The 16,546-nt window shown below is 38.6% G+C and carries 19 protein-coding genes; 8 read left to right on the forward strand and 11 right to left on the reverse strand.

The genetic code is table 11. From position 1 onward, the window contains the following. Window positions 1-14 precede the first annotated feature (14 nt). From gspM to ACXM0J_RS02685, 5 genes are read right to left on the reverse strand one after another with little or no spacing between them, the layout of a single operon-like run. Window positions 15-494 (reverse strand): type II secretion system protein GspM, encoded by a 480-nt coding sequence (gene gspM, locus ACXM0J_RS02665; protein ID WP_005073507.1) that lies wholly within the window; start codon window positions 492-494, stop codon window positions 15-17. Then, a complete protein-coding gene (gene gspL, locus ACXM0J_RS02670; RefSeq protein ID WP_086265863.1) occupies window positions 494-1,633 on the reverse strand; it encodes a type II secretion system protein GspL in 1,140 nt (379 codons plus the stop codon). Before gspL ends, gspM begins: the two co-directional genes overlap by 1 nt. A gap of 23 nt (window positions 1,634-1,656) precedes the next feature. Further along, entirely contained in the window at window positions 1,657-2,112 is a 456-nt protein-coding gene (locus tag ACXM0J_RS02675; protein ID WP_086265862.1) for a SixA phosphatase family protein, read from the reverse strand. Window positions 2,113-2,168: 56 nt separating this feature from the next. After that, window positions 2,169-3,242, reverse strand: coding sequence for an NAD(P)H-dependent glycerol-3-phosphate dehydrogenase (locus ACXM0J_RS02680; protein ID WP_086265861.1), 1,074 nt, complete (start codon window positions 3,240-3,242; stop codon window positions 2,169-2,171). A gap of 34 nt (window positions 3,243-3,276) precedes the next feature. Next, window positions 3,277-3,852: a nitroreductase family protein gene (locus tag ACXM0J_RS02685; RefSeq protein WP_086265860.1), complete on the reverse strand. Its 576-nt coding sequence runs from the start codon at window positions 3,850-3,852 to the stop codon at window positions 3,277-3,279. Window positions 3,853-4,056: 204 nt separating this feature from the next. Between ACXM0J_RS02685 and ACXM0J_RS02690 the strand changes: the two genes are divergently transcribed. Continuing rightward, window positions 4,057-4,437 (forward strand): putative periplasmic lipoprotein, encoded by a 381-nt coding sequence (locus ACXM0J_RS02690; protein ID WP_005073503.1) that lies wholly within the window; start codon window positions 4,057-4,059, stop codon window positions 4,435-4,437. 38 nt (window positions 4,438-4,475) lie between these two features. On the opposite strand, the gene rhlB is transcribed toward ACXM0J_RS02690, so the two are convergent. Both rhlB and ACXM0J_RS02700 read right to left on the reverse strand, forming a co-directional pair. Next, complete coding sequence (gene rhlB, locus ACXM0J_RS02695; RefSeq protein WP_016140502.1) at window positions 4,476-5,627, reverse strand: ATP-dependent RNA helicase RhlB; 1,152 nt, start codon at window positions 5,625-5,627, stop codon at window positions 4,476-4,478. Window positions 5,628-5,735: 108 nt separating this feature from the next. Further along, window positions 5,736-5,948, reverse strand: a complete 213-nt coding sequence (locus ACXM0J_RS02700) for a cold-shock protein (RefSeq protein WP_000126912.1) — start codon at window positions 5,946-5,948, stop codon at window positions 5,736-5,738. Between the two features lie 373 nt (window positions 5,949-6,321). Between ACXM0J_RS02700 and ACXM0J_RS02705 the strand changes: the two genes are divergently transcribed. From ACXM0J_RS02705 to ACXM0J_RS02725, 5 genes are all read left to right on the forward strand, one after another. Further along, window positions 6,322-6,567, forward strand: coding sequence for a sulfurtransferase TusA family protein (locus tag ACXM0J_RS02705; RefSeq protein WP_086265859.1), 246 nt, complete (start codon window positions 6,322-6,324; stop codon window positions 6,565-6,567). A gap of 133 nt (window positions 6,568-6,700) precedes the next feature. Beyond that, window positions 6,701-7,567, forward strand: a complete 867-nt coding sequence (gene rpoH, locus ACXM0J_RS02710; protein WP_002115267.1) for an RNA polymerase sigma factor RpoH — start codon at window positions 6,701-6,703, stop codon at window positions 7,565-7,567. A 112-nt stretch (window positions 7,568-7,679) separates the two neighbouring features. Continuing rightward, window positions 7,680-8,045: a DUF423 domain-containing protein gene (locus tag ACXM0J_RS02715; protein ID WP_086265858.1), complete on the forward strand. Its 366-nt coding sequence runs from the start codon at window positions 7,680-7,682 to the stop codon at window positions 8,043-8,045. 13 nt (window positions 8,046-8,058) lie between these two features. Continuing rightward, a complete protein-coding gene (gene thiS, locus ACXM0J_RS02720) occupies window positions 8,059-8,256 on the forward strand; it encodes a sulfur carrier protein ThiS (RefSeq protein WP_004700562.1) in 198 nt (65 codons plus the stop codon). 13 nt (window positions 8,257-8,269) lie between these two features. Continuing rightward, complete coding sequence (locus ACXM0J_RS02725) at window positions 8,270-9,055, forward strand: thiazole synthase (protein WP_001154366.1); 786 nt, start codon at window positions 8,270-8,272, stop codon at window positions 9,053-9,055. 217 nt (window positions 9,056-9,272) lie between these two features. Here ACXM0J_RS02725 and yaaA read toward each other — a convergent pair whose 3' ends face one another. Next, window positions 9,273-10,052, reverse strand: coding sequence for a peroxide stress protein YaaA (yaaA, locus tag ACXM0J_RS02730; protein ID WP_086265857.1), 780 nt, complete (start codon window positions 10,050-10,052; stop codon window positions 9,273-9,275). Window positions 10,053-10,177: 125 nt separating this feature from the next. Here yaaA and ACXM0J_RS02735 point away from each other — a divergent pair, with 125 nt between their 5' ends. Continuing rightward, the gene (locus tag ACXM0J_RS02735; protein ID WP_086265856.1) at window positions 10,178-10,810 is read left to right on the forward strand and encodes an alpha/beta hydrolase; all 633 of its coding nucleotides are present in this window, start codon (window positions 10,178-10,180) and stop codon (window positions 10,808-10,810) included. 193 nt (window positions 10,811-11,003) lie between these two features. Then, complete coding sequence (locus ACXM0J_RS02740) at window positions 11,004-11,960, forward strand: ribonuclease Z (RefSeq protein WP_086265855.1); 957 nt, start codon at window positions 11,004-11,006, stop codon at window positions 11,958-11,960. A gap of 106 nt (window positions 11,961-12,066) precedes the next feature. On the opposite strand, the gene ACXM0J_RS02745 is transcribed toward ACXM0J_RS02740, so the two are convergent. The 3 genes from ACXM0J_RS02745 to ACXM0J_RS02755 form a co-directional block, all read right to left on the reverse strand. Further along, window positions 12,067-13,527: an aminoacyl-histidine dipeptidase gene (locus tag ACXM0J_RS02745; protein WP_086265854.1), complete on the reverse strand. Its 1,461-nt coding sequence runs from the start codon at window positions 13,525-13,527 to the stop codon at window positions 12,067-12,069. A 170-nt stretch (window positions 13,528-13,697) separates the two neighbouring features. Beyond that, window positions 13,698-14,081, reverse strand: coding sequence for a hypothetical protein (locus ACXM0J_RS02750; RefSeq protein WP_005068294.1), 384 nt, complete (start codon window positions 14,079-14,081; stop codon window positions 13,698-13,700). 127 nt (window positions 14,082-14,208) lie between these two features. Beyond that, window positions 14,209-16,455 carry a bifunctional prephenate dehydrogenase/3-phosphoshikimate 1-carboxyvinyltransferase gene (locus ACXM0J_RS02755; protein WP_213034448.1) on the reverse strand — a complete coding sequence of 749 codons (2,247 nt, stop codon included), beginning with the start codon at window positions 16,453-16,455 and terminating at the stop codon, window positions 14,209-14,211. Window positions 16,456-16,546: the final 91 nt, after the last annotated feature.

Below are 16,546 nucleotides of genomic sequence, written 5' to 3' on the forward strand. Positions count from 1 at the left end.
CATATTTTAATATGTTATTGAACCGTCGCTGTTAATTTAATCTGTCCTTCGCTTGAAACCATTTCCATTTTTTCAATACTTAAGCCCATTTGTGCCAGTTGGGTTAAAAAGTTCGCTAAAATTGCATAATTCTGATGAGTAACAATAATTTGTAACTGCTCGCCATTTTGTTGAGAAGTAACAGTTAAACCTTGTTGTTGAGCCACACGTTGTATTTTCTCTGCTTGCCCTAACTCAAGTTCACTCGCAGGTTTCATAGTGACTGCATTACTTTGCATCCACACCATCAAATCTTTTAAATCATTTAAACGCTGTTGCTGTTGTTCTGCTAAGGAATGCATTTTCCAAAGTGAAGCTCCAATAATAGCTACTACAACAAAAATTGTAGTAAAGACCACCATAATACGTTCACGGACAGTCAAACGGTCTAAATATTGATTAACTTGTTCGATCCACTGATCAAAGCGGTTCTGCAATTGAGCTAACATTTTCATTATTGTATTTTCACCACCCCAATTGCCCCACCACCATCGGCTTGAACATTACCTAACTCCGCCTTAAATCCTTGCTGATTAAGCTGCTGTGTTAAAGCTTGCAAATCATCTCCCGATTTTGCTTTCAAGGCCATGGTTAGTGTAGAAGCATCATAATTTAATTGCTGAGCTAAAATTTGTCTTTGCATCAAAATAGGTCCAACACGGCTCAATAAAGAAAGTGCTTGTGTATCGCCTTGTTTACTCATTCTTAAATGACTTTCAAATTGGCTTTTTATATTTTGTTCATTTACGCGACTAGAAGGACCAAACCAATATTTATATTGCTCTATCGTCTGTTCAGCTGTTTGATTCGCTACATTTCTTAATTTTACCCAACGCAACAAATCATAGCTAAACTGAACCACAATGATTGCTAAAAGAATAACAGCACATGCTTTCCAGTAACCTGAGACAGTTTGCTCTTGTCCTTTGGCTTTCGGTAAAATATTAAAAGGATGCTGTTTAGGTTTATCTAAACCCTGAAATTGATAAAAAAACTCTGAACGTTGCTCAACACTAGAAGCTGCTTCTAAGCTTTCTAATTGTTCTGTCGTTAATCCACTATATTGATAGTTTGTTTCAACTGGCTGGAATTCCAAAAATAATCCCAAATCATCTAGTGAATTACCCACCCATTTACTTTCACGCGCCAGTAATTTTTGATCAATATTACAAAGGATAACTTGGTGTTCTTGTGGTTCCGGCAAAATCAAAAAGTCTGGCAACAAAGCAACAAGCTTGATTGGCAACAAATTCATTGCATGTTGCCATGTTTCCACAGTGGTTTTTGCAACGCCCAATATTGTTAATTGATCAGCATGAAAATGATGAACCACTTTCATGTGATCAATCGGTAAAGTCACAAACTCTTCAAGCAAATATTTAACACCATCTGCCCCTAGTTGTTTGTAATGAGACTTTGCTATTTGTTGCTGGAATACCTGAGCATGACGACTAGGAAAAAAGACGACAGCCTCTTTTCCTTGATGTAATTGTAGGTCTTGTATTAATTGGTCAAGACTTTCAGCCTGCAACCAGTTTTCTCCGTTAGACCAATGCCATATTCCATTGGTTTCAGGCATCCATAAATACAGCATAATGGGCTAAATAACCTTTTTAATTATATTGTGGGTATAAAACTATTTTTTTGTGTTGATAAGCCAGTTGCAATCACAGCCTGATCATAAATTCGAGCTTCAGCCAGTGCAAATGGATTAAAGTTTTCATGAGTCAGTAGCTCAGCAATATGCCCTACTACATTCATATGACAAACTACTACAATTGACTCATAAGGAATCTGCGACAACCACTCAATTGCTTCTTTAGCATTATCATCAGGCTTAATTTTATCGCATAACAATACCGGCACATCTTTAAAATAAGCCTGAATATGAGCCAGTGTCTCTTGAGCACGTAGTAAAGGACTGACTACAAAAATATCAGGCTTAACAATATCTTTTAAAAATGTTGCTGTCTGTTCAGCTTGAGCATGTCCACGAGCAGTAAGAGGACGTTTAGTATCGTTACCATTTACAGGTGGAGCGGCTTCCCCATGGCGAACCAATGTCAGTTGCATAAATTTTCCTTGTTAATAATTCTTGCATTATAACCACAATTTATGACATTTCTTCTTCAGACTTCATGATGAGGCAAAACAAATTCAACATCACTACGGTGTCCGTTTTTCATAAGAGATAATGCAATATTTAAAGGAGGTGCTCCCTCAAAGATAACTTCATATAAAGCATTGGTAATTGGCATATATACGTCTAGTTCTTCTGCTTTACCACGCACCTGAACAATTGTATTGATGCCTTCTGCTGTCTGCCCTAACTCTTTACTTGCCTGATCAAGTGTTTTACCTGAACCCAAAGCATAACCAATTTGATAATTACGGCTTAAAGGGCTGTTACAAGTCGCGAATAAATCACCAACACCTGACAATCCCAAGAATGTAAGCGGATTTGCGCCTTGTTTTACTGCAAAGCGGCTCATCTCGGCCAAAGCACGGGTTAAAATCATACTCTTGGTGTTTTCACCAATTTTGTAAGCGGCACCAATGCCCATTGCAACCGCATAAATATTTTTAAGTGCACCACCCAACTCCACACCGTGCACATCATCACTACCAAAAACACGGAATAAAGCACTATGCAGAGCATGTTGCACAGCATAACGAACTAATTCGGAGTCACTGGCAATAACAGTGCCAGATGGCATACCTGCCATAATTTCTTTTGCAAGGTTTGGACCTGATAGCACACCATAAGGAACTTCAGGTAATTCTTCACGAATGATATCACTCATGAAGCTGAAAGTTTTAGCTTCAACACCTTTGGTTAAAGACACAACCGCCTGTGCAGTAATATAAGGAGCAATTTGTTTTAAGACATCACGGAATGAGTGACTCGGAATTGCGACCAAAATAATATCTCGATCACACACGGCTTGCTCAAGATCAGACACAGCGCGTAATGATGACTCTAAAATAAAATCTGGCAAATAACGTTTATTAATGTGGGTTTTATTAATTTCCGCAGCTGTTTCGGCATCACGAATCCAGATCATGGTATCGCAACCATTACGTGCAGCTAAATTTGCCATAGCCGTTCCAAAGCTTCCTCCCCCTAGAACGGTAATACGTAAAGCAGTTTTTTTATCAACCGCAACAGGTTCCACCAAATCTGTAAACTTAAATTCAGCCATCTTTTATTATCCTATTTCTTACTTCTACAGACGTTTAAGCCTGCCAAACTTTTACGAATTCTTTACTTTCAATATCTGCACGCGGTGCAATTACTTTAGCTGCTGTGCCGACGTAAATAATACCTGAAATTAAATCACGAGGTTGCAGACCTAAATACTGTTTTAACCAATTTGATTCGACAACTGCACCACTACGCCACATGCTCGAAAAACCTTGAGCTTGTAGAGATAATAAAAGATTTTGTACTGCGGCACCCGTACTTAAGATTTGTTCGAAATGCGGTACTTTCGGGTGATCTTGTAATTGTGTAAGCGCTAAAATAAGTAATGGTGCGCGAAAAGGATGTTGTTTAACACGTTCGAGTTGAGCGGGATCAGTTTCACCTAAATCTGCTAGAGCCTTTGCTAAAACTTCACCAAAAGCACCACGTTGTTCGCCTGAAACAACCACAAAACGCGTTGGCTTAAGTCGATGATGATCTGGAGCAGTCAAAGCTGCTTGGAAAGCTAACTCTAATTGCTCTGTACTTGGAGCTGGCTCAACTAATTGGCCAATAGACTGACGCTGATGAATATTTTGGTGAATTATTTGTATTGCTGAATCCGTCATTAATATTGATCTAACTCAAAAATTCAAAATAGATTAGCATAATCTACCGTTAATCCACCATTGAATCTAGCTTATAAAATTAGCGAACTCTCACTTTGACATTTTTTAATACAAAACATCAAAACTCATACAACGTCTTCAAAATCAAATAGAAAACTTGTGTTCAAATAGCAATATCTTTTAGCGATTAACTTTAGGTGCATTATGAAAAAAATAATTTTAGCGAGCGCAATGAGCGGTGTTGTTTTATTACTTGGTGCTTGCGCAACTACTCCTAAAAATACTTTAGCAGTTCAAAAAGAAAATAATCAGTTTGAAGTTACAGGTATTGGTAAAACCAATTTAATCGCGAAAAATAATGCGATTACTGCAGCTCAAAAAACTTGCTCAAAAAACACTACGCCAGTCGTTGTAGATGAAAAAACAACATATAACGGTGTATTAAAAGATGTTGTAAGCGAAAAAACAGGTCAAATGGTTGAAGCAGCAGCAGGTGTTATTGGTACATTAACTGGTAAAAATGCATCTCTAGCAAAAGATGATGATTACCAAACAACGCTTACATTCTATTGTAAAATTAATTAATCAAAAAAAATCCCAATCAAATGATTGGGATTTTTTTATTAGCAATAACCATCTAATCTGGTCAGTGGTAATTTTTTACCAATTGCTTTTTCAATTTCAGGTAAATAAAAGGCATCATCTTCAGATAAGAAACTAATACTTACCCCCTGTGAGCCAGCACGACCTGTACGACCAATACGGTGCACATAATCATCAGACTGTTCAGGCAATGTAAAGTTGATGACATGCGACACGCCATCCACATGAATACCACGACCAGCAACATCTGTCGCAATCATAATATTATGTTTACCTTGCTTAAATTGCTCTAACATTTTTAAACGTTTATCTTGAGCAATTTCACCTGAAAGCATACCTACTCTGTATCCATCTTTCTTTAAATGATCATAAAGACGGCGCACCTGATCACGTCGATTAGCAAAAATCATCACTTTATCGATCGGTTCTTCACGCAAAATATCTTGTAATAAACGATATTTATCTTGTTTAGCCACAACATAAACACGTTGCTCAACATCATTATTCGTTTTTTGCTCAGGCTCAATTTCAACAGTGATTGGTTCAAACAACCATTGTCTTGCCAAATTAAGAACATCATAACTAAATGTCGCTGAGAACATGAGCGTTTGACGCTGTTCCTTACGAGGAGAATAACGGACAATACGTTTTACCGAAGGAATAAATCCCATGTCCAATAAACGGTCGGCTTCATCAATAACTAAAAATTCAATTTGATCTAGCCAAACTTCTTTCTGTTCTACAAAATCAATTAGACGCCCAGGTGTAGCAACCATGATATCGACAAAATTAGCATCTAGCTGTTTCTTTTGCTTATCAAAATCCACACCCCCTAATAATGTTACAAGGTGCAAATCTGAAAATTTTGTGAGTAGCTTTGCATCACTTTCAATCTGCAATGCCAATTCACGAGTAGGGGCCAAAATTAAGGCACGTGGCTCACCACGGAAACGCTGCTCTTGAACCGGATTATTGAGTAAATCATTAATTACACTAATCAGAAAGGCTGCTGTCTTACCAGTTCCTGTCTGTGCTCGCCCAATTGCATCATGCCCGGCTAATGTATATTTTAAAACCTTTTGCTGAATTGGGGTCATTTGAGTAAACCCTAAAGCATCAATCGCCTTTTTAAGTTGCGGATGTAAATTCAAGGTTTCAAAACCAGATGTCATAAATACGTGCTCTAACAAACAATCTCTCGAATGAGAAGATCATTATAAACAAAAACGCCCCAATTCAAAAATTGGAGCGTCCATGATTCATCAAAAGATGAATTAGTCTTAGTCTAAAGGCTGAACGTTTTCAGCTTGAAAACCTTTTTGACCTTGTACAACGCTAAATTCTACGCGTTGACCATCACGTAGAGAACGGTGACCGTCACCTACGATTGCACGGAAATGAACGAATACGTCGTCACCGCCGTTACGTTGAATAAAACCAAAGCCTTTAGTGTCATTAAACCACTTTACTACGCCTTGTTCACGAGCTGTCATAAGTCAATCCTCAGATGTTGAAAAAAGGACCTTCCGGTGTTGCAAACAGCAGAGCAAACAAGGTTTTAAAATATTTATAATCTTAAAGCTTGTAATCATTCTGTAAAACTATCAACAATTTCCGGTTACATCCATTTGTTATAGGGTTATTAAATCAATTTGATTGTGTGGTAAATCCTAAAACGGTTCGAGCTTAACATGGGTTTATGACAATTAATAGAATTTTTTTCAATTATTTCCCCTATTTTTAGTTCTTTTTTTAAACAGCTTATTACAATATTTTTTATAGAAATCAGCCAGATCTTCTTCCATAAAATATGCTGCAATTACTAAAAATTTGTTAGAATATTTTTTTTAGTTGTTTTGATGATGAATGAGCAATACTTCTTCTAATACAGCACCCATTGAAATTAATGCCCTTGGACAACCCTGCCCAATGCCATTGTTAATGCTAAAACGTGAACTTAAAAAAGCGTCGGGCAAACAACAATTTTTATTAAAATCGTCAGATCCTCATAGTGAAATTGATGTAACTCGTTACTGTGGTTTACATCATTTTATGTGTCAAACAACTCACATATCAGACAGAGAATTTCACTATTTAATTGAAACTCAATAATTCTTTGCTAAACTAAAAGATTAGAAATTGCATAAAATTTTACATTTCTCTACCCAATTTTCCTTAATTATGAAGCTGATTCAAATTAAGATGAATTTATTGGTTATCCCATTCGATCCTATAAGGAGAACTCATGAGTGACAGCAGCAATCAATTGATGCCCCTGTCATTGTCTGCGCCCGGTGTAAACCTTGGTGCATATATCAGTACTGTCAATCAGATTCCTATTTTAACGGCAGAGCAAGAAAAAGAACTTGCTGAACGTTATTATTATGACCAAGATCTTGATGCCGCAAAAATGCTGGTAATGTCGCATTTACGCTTTGTCGTTCACATTGCGCGCAGCTATGCAGGTTATGGCCTACCACAAGGCGACCTTATTCAAGAAGGTAATTTAGGCTTAATGAAAGCCGTAAAACGTTTCGACCCAAATATGGGCGTGCGTTTAGTATCTTTTGCCGTCCATTGGATTAAGGCAGAAATTCATGAATACGTTATACGCAACTGGCGTATCGTTAAAATTGCAACGACAAAAGCTCAGCGTAAATTATTTTTCAATTTACGTAGTTTAAAAAAATCGAGTAAAAAATTAACGCTCGAAGAAGCTCAATCGATTGCTAATGACTTAAATGTAACTCCAGAACAAGTTCTGGAAATGGAAGGTCGTTTAACAGCTTATGATGCTGCTTTTGAAGCACAAGGTGATGACGATGACGACACGCCACATACGGCCCCTGCATTGTATCTTGAAGATAATCGCTACGACCCTGCTCGCTTAGTCGAAAACGAAGATTGGGAAGAGCAAAGTACTTCAGCATTGCATGATGCCATGGACCAGTTAGATGACCGTTCGCGTAATATTTTGCAGCGCCGTTGGTTAGATGATGATAAATCTACCCTACATGAGCTTGCTGCTGAATATAATGTTTCGGCAGAACGTATTCGTCAGCTTGAAAAAAATGCGATGGAAAAAATTAAAACTGCCATGTCAGCAAGCTAAAAATAAATGTAAAAAATAAAAGGGCGATTCGCCCTTTTGTTTTATCTGGCTATGTTTAGCCAACCTATTCTATGGTAACGTTGCCTTTCATTATTCAGTTGCGTTTTTTGTTATGTGGATCGCCATTTCAGCCCTTAATCTTGCTTTTGCAGTCATATTGGGTGCTTTTGGAGCACATGGTCTTAAAGCTCACGCGAGTCCTGAGCAACTTGCTTGGTGGCAGACTGCTACCGACTACTTTTTTTATCATGCGCTTGGCTTATTAGCTCTTGGTATTTTAAGTAAGGTTATTCCTGATTTCCCAATCAAGTTATCCTTCTTGCTTATCCAGATTGGTATTCTATTTTTTTGTGGTTCGCTTTATATCATGGCGCTAGGTTTGCCACGAATATTAGGTGCTATTACTCCAATTGGTGGAGCTTTGATGATTGCGGGATGGCTGGTTTTGGCTTGGAATGCTTTCAAATACGCAAAATAATCGGAATGTGATCATGCAAATTTATTTAAATGGCGAATTAACGGACACGCCTAGCCAAAACCTGTTGCAACTCATTCAGGAGCTGGCACTTGAAGGAAAACGCTTTGCTGTGGAGCACAATCAGCAAATCGTTTCTAAAAGCAAATTAGAGCAAATTACGATTGCTCAACATGACCGTATCGAAATTATTCACGCTGTTGGCGGCGGCTAAGTCGGAGTTATCCATGCAAGACACCCCTCTCATTATTGGTTCACGTTCTTTTCAATCTCGTTTATTGGTCGGAACTGGAAAATATAAAGACTTAAATGAAACGGATTTAGCTATTCAAGCCAGTGGTGCAGAAATCGTAACCGTCGCAATCCGCCGTGTGAATATTGGACAAAATCCAGATCAACCGAATTTACTTTCGGTCATTCCACCAGAAAAATATACAATTTTGCCAAATACCGCAGGTTGTTTTGATGCTGACAGCGCAGTACGCACGTGTATGCTAGCGCGCGAGCTACTTGATGGTCATAACCTAGTAAAACTTGAAGTATTGGGTGATGAAAAAACCTTATATCCAAATGTAACCGAGACCCTAAAAGCGGCTCGTACTTTGATTGATGATGGTTTTGAGATTATGGTCTATACCTCTGATGATCCAATCATTGCGCAAGAACTTGAAAGTATGGGCTGTGTTGCGATTATGCCTTTAGGTAGCCTCATTGGTTCAGGTTTAGGTATTTTAAACCCACACACCATTTCAATTATTAAAGAAAATGCGAAAGTACCAGTTTTAGTTGACGCAGGTGTTGGCACAGCAAGTGATGCTGCTATTGCAATGGAACTCGGTTGTGATGGTGTATTGATGAATACAGCAATTGCAGCTGCGCAAAATCCTATTTTGATGGCTTCCGCAATGAAAAAAGCTGTTGAAGCTGGTCGTGAAGCATTTTTAGCTGGTCGTATGCCACGCAAACGTATGGCAAATGCAAGCTCACCTGAAACAGGTTATTTCTTTAAGTAATCATTAATTTTGACTAAATTTTAAAGCACGATAACAAAAGCTATCGTGCTGAGTGGCATGAATGCCACTGTTGAACAGGGGCCACATGGATGTGCCCTCTGTTCAACAAAGGTTTTTGTTACTTTTGACCATTCAAAAGTAAGGCATAGCCAATATAGAGTTTAATAAATTAAACATGAGGCCAAAGGCCGCATGGTATGTGAAATTATTAATTTAATTAAGCCACTTGCTCATCACGTTTAAATACCAACTCTTTTGCTGATGAATTCTCAACATCAAAGTAGTATCCATCGGTATTAAACGCTTTGATATCTTCAGCTTTATTTAATTGGTTTTCAATCATAAAACGAGCCATTAAACCACGTGCTTTTTTCGCATAGAAACTGATGACTTTATATTTGCCATTTTTCTGATCAAGAAAAACAGGCTTAACAATTTCAGCCTTAATTTTCTTCTCATTGACCGATTTGTAATATTCATCTGAAGCTAGATTTACCAGTAATTCAGATTTAATTGCTGCCAAGTCTTCATTAATTTGGTTAGTGATAATATCACCCCAGAATTCATACAAATTATGACCGCGAGTATTTTTTAATTTCGTACCCATTTCTAAACGATAAGGCATCATTAAATCTAAAGGACGCAGTAAGCCATAAAGACCAGAAAGCATACGTAAATGCTGCTGTGCAAAATCAATATCTTTGTCTTTTAATTGATAAGCATCTAAACCGGTGTAAACATCACCTTTAAATGCATAAATCGCCTGACGAGCATTCGAGAAATTAAATTCTGGATTCCAGTCTCTAAATCGATCTGCATTTAATGTGGCAATTTTTTCACTCACACTCATTAAACTCGCAATTTCCGAAGCAGAAAGTTTGCGACACACATCAATTAATTGTGCTGAGTTTTCTAACAAGCGAGGCAGAGTAAACTCATCTGTAGGTAACGCTGTTTCATAATCCAAAGTTTTTGCAGGAGAAATTAAAGCAAGCATAGACAACCTGAAAAAATTATTCTTAATACCAACTATAACAGTAGATATTTTTTAATGCTAACTCGTGTTTTCAATGACGACTATCGGTAAAATAGCATTACGTATTGTTATTTAGCGGTTCTTTTATGTCTGAGCAAACTTTCATCCAGGGTCCAGTTGGTAAAATTGAACTTTTCGTTGACCGCCCTGAAGGTGAAATCAAAGGCTTTGCGGTTGTTTGCCATCCGCACCCATTGCAAGGTGGAACCCCTCAACATAAAGTCCCTGCTCTTTTAACCCAAATTTTTAATGAATATGGATGTATTGTTTACCGTCCTAGTTTCCGTGGTTTAGGCGGCAGTGAAGGCGTTCATGATGAAGGTCATGGTGAAACTGAAGATATTTTAGCTGTAATTGAGCACGTTCGTAATCTTCATGAAGGCTTGCCATTCTATGCAGGCGGTTTTAGCTTTGGCTCACATGTTTTAGCAAAATGCTTTGCACAGCTTGACCCTGAGTTACGACCTGTACAGTTAATATTATGTGGTTTACCAACAGCTACTGTAGTAGGTTTACGCCACTATAAAACACCTGAAATTCAGGGTGATATTCTACTCATTCATGGTGAGCAAGATGACATCACCTTACTTTCAGATGCAATTGAGTGGGCAAAACCACAAAAGCATCCAATTACGATTTTACCGGGGGCCAACCACTTCTTTACAGGTTATTTAAAACAGCTTCGCCAAATCATTACACGTTTTATTATCATGAAATAAAGTGTATTTGATGGGCATAACTTGAGAGTATGCCCATCATTTTTAAGCCATGTCATTATTGAAAGTTATTCCAACTTAACCCAAAACGCGCTAAATATTTTTTACTCGATCGCTATCGTTCTCCATTGTTCTTATAAAATTTTCATAAGTGTCTATAATACCTTTATGCATTTGACTAAAAAATTCCAACAATATGCTTCATTTTACTTTTTTAGGCACTTCTTCAGGTGTACCTACCCTTTCACGCAATGTTTCAGGATTAGCAGTTCGTAATAGTAAAAATAAGGATTGGATTTTAGTTGATGCTGGTGAAGGTACGCAGCACCGCATTCAACAAGCTAGACTTTCTCTACAAAACCTAGTTGCCATTTGTATTACACACGTTCACGGTGACCATTGTTATGGCCTAGTTGGTTTACTGGCAAGTGCAGGCATGAATGCCCGTACAAAACCATTAATGGTCATTGCACCGAAAGAAATACAACAGTGGTTTGAAACCACTACTCAACTTACAGATTTATATTTGCCCTATCCAATCAATTTCATTGATGTTAATGAGGCAACACAATCACAGCAAATCACCGATGAATTCATCGTTCAAGCACATCCACTAAGCCATCGTGTTCCAAGTTTTGCTTTTAGTATTTATATCAAATCTATTCAGAAGAAGTTAGATACTCAGGCTCTAACTCAGCTTGGCGTTCCTAAAGGTGATATCTGGGGGCATTTAAAACGCGGCTATGATGTTGAGTTTGAAGGACGAATTTTAAAATCGAAAGATTTTATCAAAGTTCAGAATCACCAAATCCATGCAATTATAGGTGGTGATAATGATCGGCCAGAATTATTAGCCGATGCTTGTAAGGATGCTCAACTCCTTATTCATGAATCGACTTATTTGCAGACAGTTTTAGATAAAGTAGGAAAAGGTCCAATGCACAGCTCAGCAAAAATGGTAGCTGAATTTGCAGAGCAGCAATCTCTACATAATTTAATTCTGACACACTTTAGCCCTAGACATCAGGATAAAACTGGGCAGCAAGCTATTGCCGAAGGAGTTCGCCAATTTTATAAAGGTCATTTTTATTTAGCGAATGATTTTGACGAATTTACTCTAAGTGAAACAGGACAACTTTTAAAAATCGACTAAAAATCATATTTGTTGTGAAGTCGAATTCACCGAATTGAGTCCAGATCATTTTCATGTAAAGGTTAAAATTTAAGAAGCTCACAATTGAGCTTCTTATTTGTAAAAACTACTCTACTGATGCCAAAGCGGTTACCAGTAGCTTCCAGCATTTATCTACAGTATCAAATTTTACTCGTTCACCCGGTGCATGCGCACCTTGAATATCTGGTCCAAATGAAACCATCTGCAAATGTGGGTAATGTTCAGCAATAATCCCACACTCTAAACCCGCATGGATTACTTTAAGATTTGGTTCAATATTAAAAGCATTTTGATAGGCTTGTTGTAAGCACTTTAGAGCCGCCGAGTCAGGGTTTGGTGTCCAACCCGACACTAACGGTGTAAGTGTAGAGCCGATATTAAATTGGCTAAAATGGGCCTGAATTTTTTCGGCAAAATCTTGAGCTTCTTGGTTCACCATTGAACGAACCATTAAAACAGCTTTTCCACCTTCTCGATTTAGTCTCACCACCCCAATGTTATTTGAGGTTTCAACCACATCTGGTAGAACCTGACTCATACTTGCAACACCATAAGGACTTGTTGCCAAAGCTTGCAACCATTCATTTTGCTGTTGTTGAGCAATCGCTTCGGTCACTTCAGCACTATTCGGTTGGATAGTTAATTGCAGATTATCATCAATACTCTGTAATTGGTCTTTCCATATCGTTTGATATTCAGCGAGTAATTTTTCTAATTCGGGTAATTGGTTAGACGAAATTGCAATGGTTGCCACTGCTTCTCGCGGTAAAGCATTACGGGCTGTACCACCTATAAACTCAACAAGGTGCCCGCCAAGCGGAGCTAAATGGTGATTTAAAAAGCGGGCTAAAATAACGTTGGCATTGCCACGTCCTAAATGAATATCTACACCAGAGTGACCACCTTTAAGGCCCGCAACCTGAATATTCACAATGTTCAGATCTTCAGGGATTGGTTCATAAGTAAGTGGTTGCTCTACTTCAACATCAATACTTCCAGCACAGCCAAGATATAACTGCCCCCACTCTTCTGTATCAATATTAAATAACCATTTCCCTTTTAGGACCCCAGACTCTAAAAGCCGTGCACCACTCATCCCTGCTTCTTCATCAACGGTTAGAAGAACTTCAATTGGCCCATGAGCAATATCATTTGAGTCTAAAACTGCTAAAGCTAAGGCTACCCCAATGCCATTATCAGCACCTAAAGTAGTGTCTTTGGCAATTAGCCAGCCATCCTCAAGAACTGGACGAATCGGGTCTTTAAAGAAGTCATGTACCGTACCAGTATTGGCTTGTGTAACCATATCTAAATGGCCCTGAAGAATAACTCCAGACACATGTTCTTTACCCAGAGTCGCATCTTTACGAATAATCAAATTACCGACTTCATCTACATAAGTTTCTAGATTCCGACTTTCAGCCCAGTTTTGTAAAAACTCGCGAAGCTTTTGTTCATGTTTTGACGGACGAGGAATAGTGCAAAGTGTTTGAAAATGCTGCCAAACTACTTGAGGAGATAACGCTGCAATATCAACTTGTGTCATGAAAACCACACTCTAATTATGTAAATATCGTAATAATTTCAATATACACAATGCATTAAAGATAGGTAGCGATTTAGGGAAAGATTTTGTATTTTTATCTTTAATCTAAAGAAATAGTACGACTTTTCTAAAAAGCCGTACTTCATGAATAAGTCTTAACAATCGTGTGCTTAGTTTTTCCATTCAAATGCTGAAAAGCTGTGATCGGCCTTTAAACTATTTTCAACGGCCTGTGCAAGCTGACGAATAATGCTTTGTGTTTCGATTTTCTCAAACCAGTCTTGTTCTTCATCTGGATTGGCAGAGATTTCACACATGAGATGCCCTTCATGATCTGTTTTCTGGCAAGTAATAGATAATGGCAAAAGATGATTATCAATACTCACTTCTACTTTTTCATGTTCATGCACAATGTGCTGTGCATCGAAGCCATAATGCCCCAATTGTTTAAACAGTAAAGCCGCTACATATTCTTGAGTGATATGGCATTCATTTGGTGGATGATCAAGCACCCCATGTTGTGGGCAACTGGCAATAAATTGTAATTTTTTCATCCTTTATCCTAACACTTTTATCATTATCTGCACTTAGCATAAGCAATAAACAAACAGCAGCCAAGCCTTTAGCTCGCTGCTGCCGTTGCTATTGTGTTAGCAATTATAAAATGTGTCAGGTCAAAAGTTATTGGCTAACTTCGATTGTTAAGCCTGCACGATTCGCCAACTCAGTGAAAGTCGGGAAGCTTGTCGCCACAGTTTCAGTACCATGAATTGTAATCGGACCAGAATTACGAAGACCTGCCATACTAAAACTCATCGCAATACGGTGGTCATGATGTGATTCAATTTCACCGCCAGCAAAGATTGGTGACCAATCGCCAGATTTGCCTTTACCTTCGATAATGATTCCATCATCAGTCGGTGTGCAGTCAATACCCATGATTTTTAAGCCATCTGCCATAACCTGAATACGGTCAGACTCTTTCACACGAAGTTCTGCCGCACCAGTTAATACTGTTTGACCTTCGGCACAAGCTGCTGCAATAAATAAAGCTGGGAATTCATCAATTGCTAAAGGTACTTGGTCTTCAGGCATATGGATGCCTTTAAGCGTGCGTGAACCTTTAATATGAATATCAGCAATAGGCTCTCCACCGGCAATACGTTCATTTTCAACGGTCAGGTCAGCACCCATCTGTTTTAAAATTTCAATTACGCCTGTACGTGTTGGATTAATACCTACAGCTTCAAGAACAACATCGGAACCTTCTGTAATTGCAGCACCCACCATAAAGAAAGCAGCAGATGAAATATCAGATGGAACTTGAATATTAGTACCCACTAATTTTCCACCACCAACAAGAGAAATTTTGTTGCCTTCGGTTTTAACATCATAGCCAAATGCACGAAGCATGCGCTCTGTATGGTCACGAGTTGGTTCTGGCTCAGTTACCGAAGTTTCACCTTCAGCCCATAGGCCCGCAAGTAAAATACCCGACTTCACCTGAGCAGATGCCATTGGCAAGTCGTATTGAATACCTTTTAATTGCTGGCTACCCGTAATGCTTACAGGTGGTGTACCTTTCTCACCTGTTGTCTGGATTTGTGCGCCCATTAAACGCAATGGCTTAGCAATACGCTCCATTGGACGTTTAGAAAGTGATGCATCACCTGTCATTACTGAATCAAATTTTTGTGCAGATAACATACCTGAAAGCAAACGCATGCTTGTACCAGAGTTACCCATATACAAGGCACTCGCTGGTGCTTTTAAACCATGCATGCCTACCCCATGAATGGTCACTTCACCATTCTTTGGGCCTTCAATGCTTACACCCATATCACGGAAAGCTTGCAAAGTCGCCAAAGCATCTTCACCTTCAAGGAAACCAGTGACATGCGTCGTGCCTTCGGCAATAGCACCAAACATAATGGAGCGATGTGACACAGATTTGTCACCCGGTACGGTAAATTTACCTTTAAATGCCTTATTTCCCGGTAAGATACTGAATTGCTGTGTCACCTTATTTTTCTCCATTAAAGGTTTTTTGGCTAACATATGATTGAAATGTTGACGTGCTGCCTGAGCATGGCCGAGTAATCCCATTAATGCATGAGAGTCTTCGCTTTCAATCAATTGTCTAAGTACTGTAAGTTGCTTTTCGAAGCCATCTACAGCATTTAATATGGCTGTTTTATTGGCAAAGAAAATGTCATGCCACATTTGTGGATCACTAGCTGCAATCCGTGAAAAGTCGCGAAAGCCACCTGCTGCATAGCGGAAAATATCAAGGTTATCTTCTCGGTTTGCAAGTTGCTCAACCAAATTAAATGCCATCAAGTGCGGTAAGTGACTTGTATGTGCTAAAACTTCATCGTGCTTGGCAACATCCATACAAATAACTTCAGCCTTAGCAGCTGACCAAAGTTGAATCAGTTTCTCAACTGCCCATTTTGCGCTTGTTGGTAATGGCGTTAAAATAACTTTGTGATTTGCAAATAAATCAACCTTACCTGCATGAACGCCCGTATGCTCACTACCAGCAATAGGATGTCCTGGTACAAAACCTGCTGGTAAATCTTCACCAAATACAGCTTTTGCTGCATCAACAACATTACCTTTTGTACTTCCCACATCTGTTAAAACCGTGCTTTCTGACAAATAAGGCTTAATTTGCTCAAGCACTTTTTGTGTCGCACGTACTGGCAAGGCTAAAACAACTAAATCTGCCCCTTTCACAGCCTCTACAGGATCAGAAAATCCTTCTTGTATTAAGCCAAGTGATTTTGCATCTTCTAAAGTTTTCTGTGAGCGTGTAGAAGCCACAATAGTTGTCGCTAACTTTTCGGCAACAATAACCCGTGCCAAACTCGACCCGATTAGTCCTAAACCAATAAATGCAACTTTTTTAAATAGGGGTTGTGACATAACTTCAACTTTGCTTTTGCTCAAAGTGATTTAAACCTTTGAGCAATTTGTTTTTAAGCATAATGACATGCCCATCTTGATGCATGTCATT

Source organism: Acinetobacter sp. GRABPA_MV_2 (assembly GCF_056725885.1).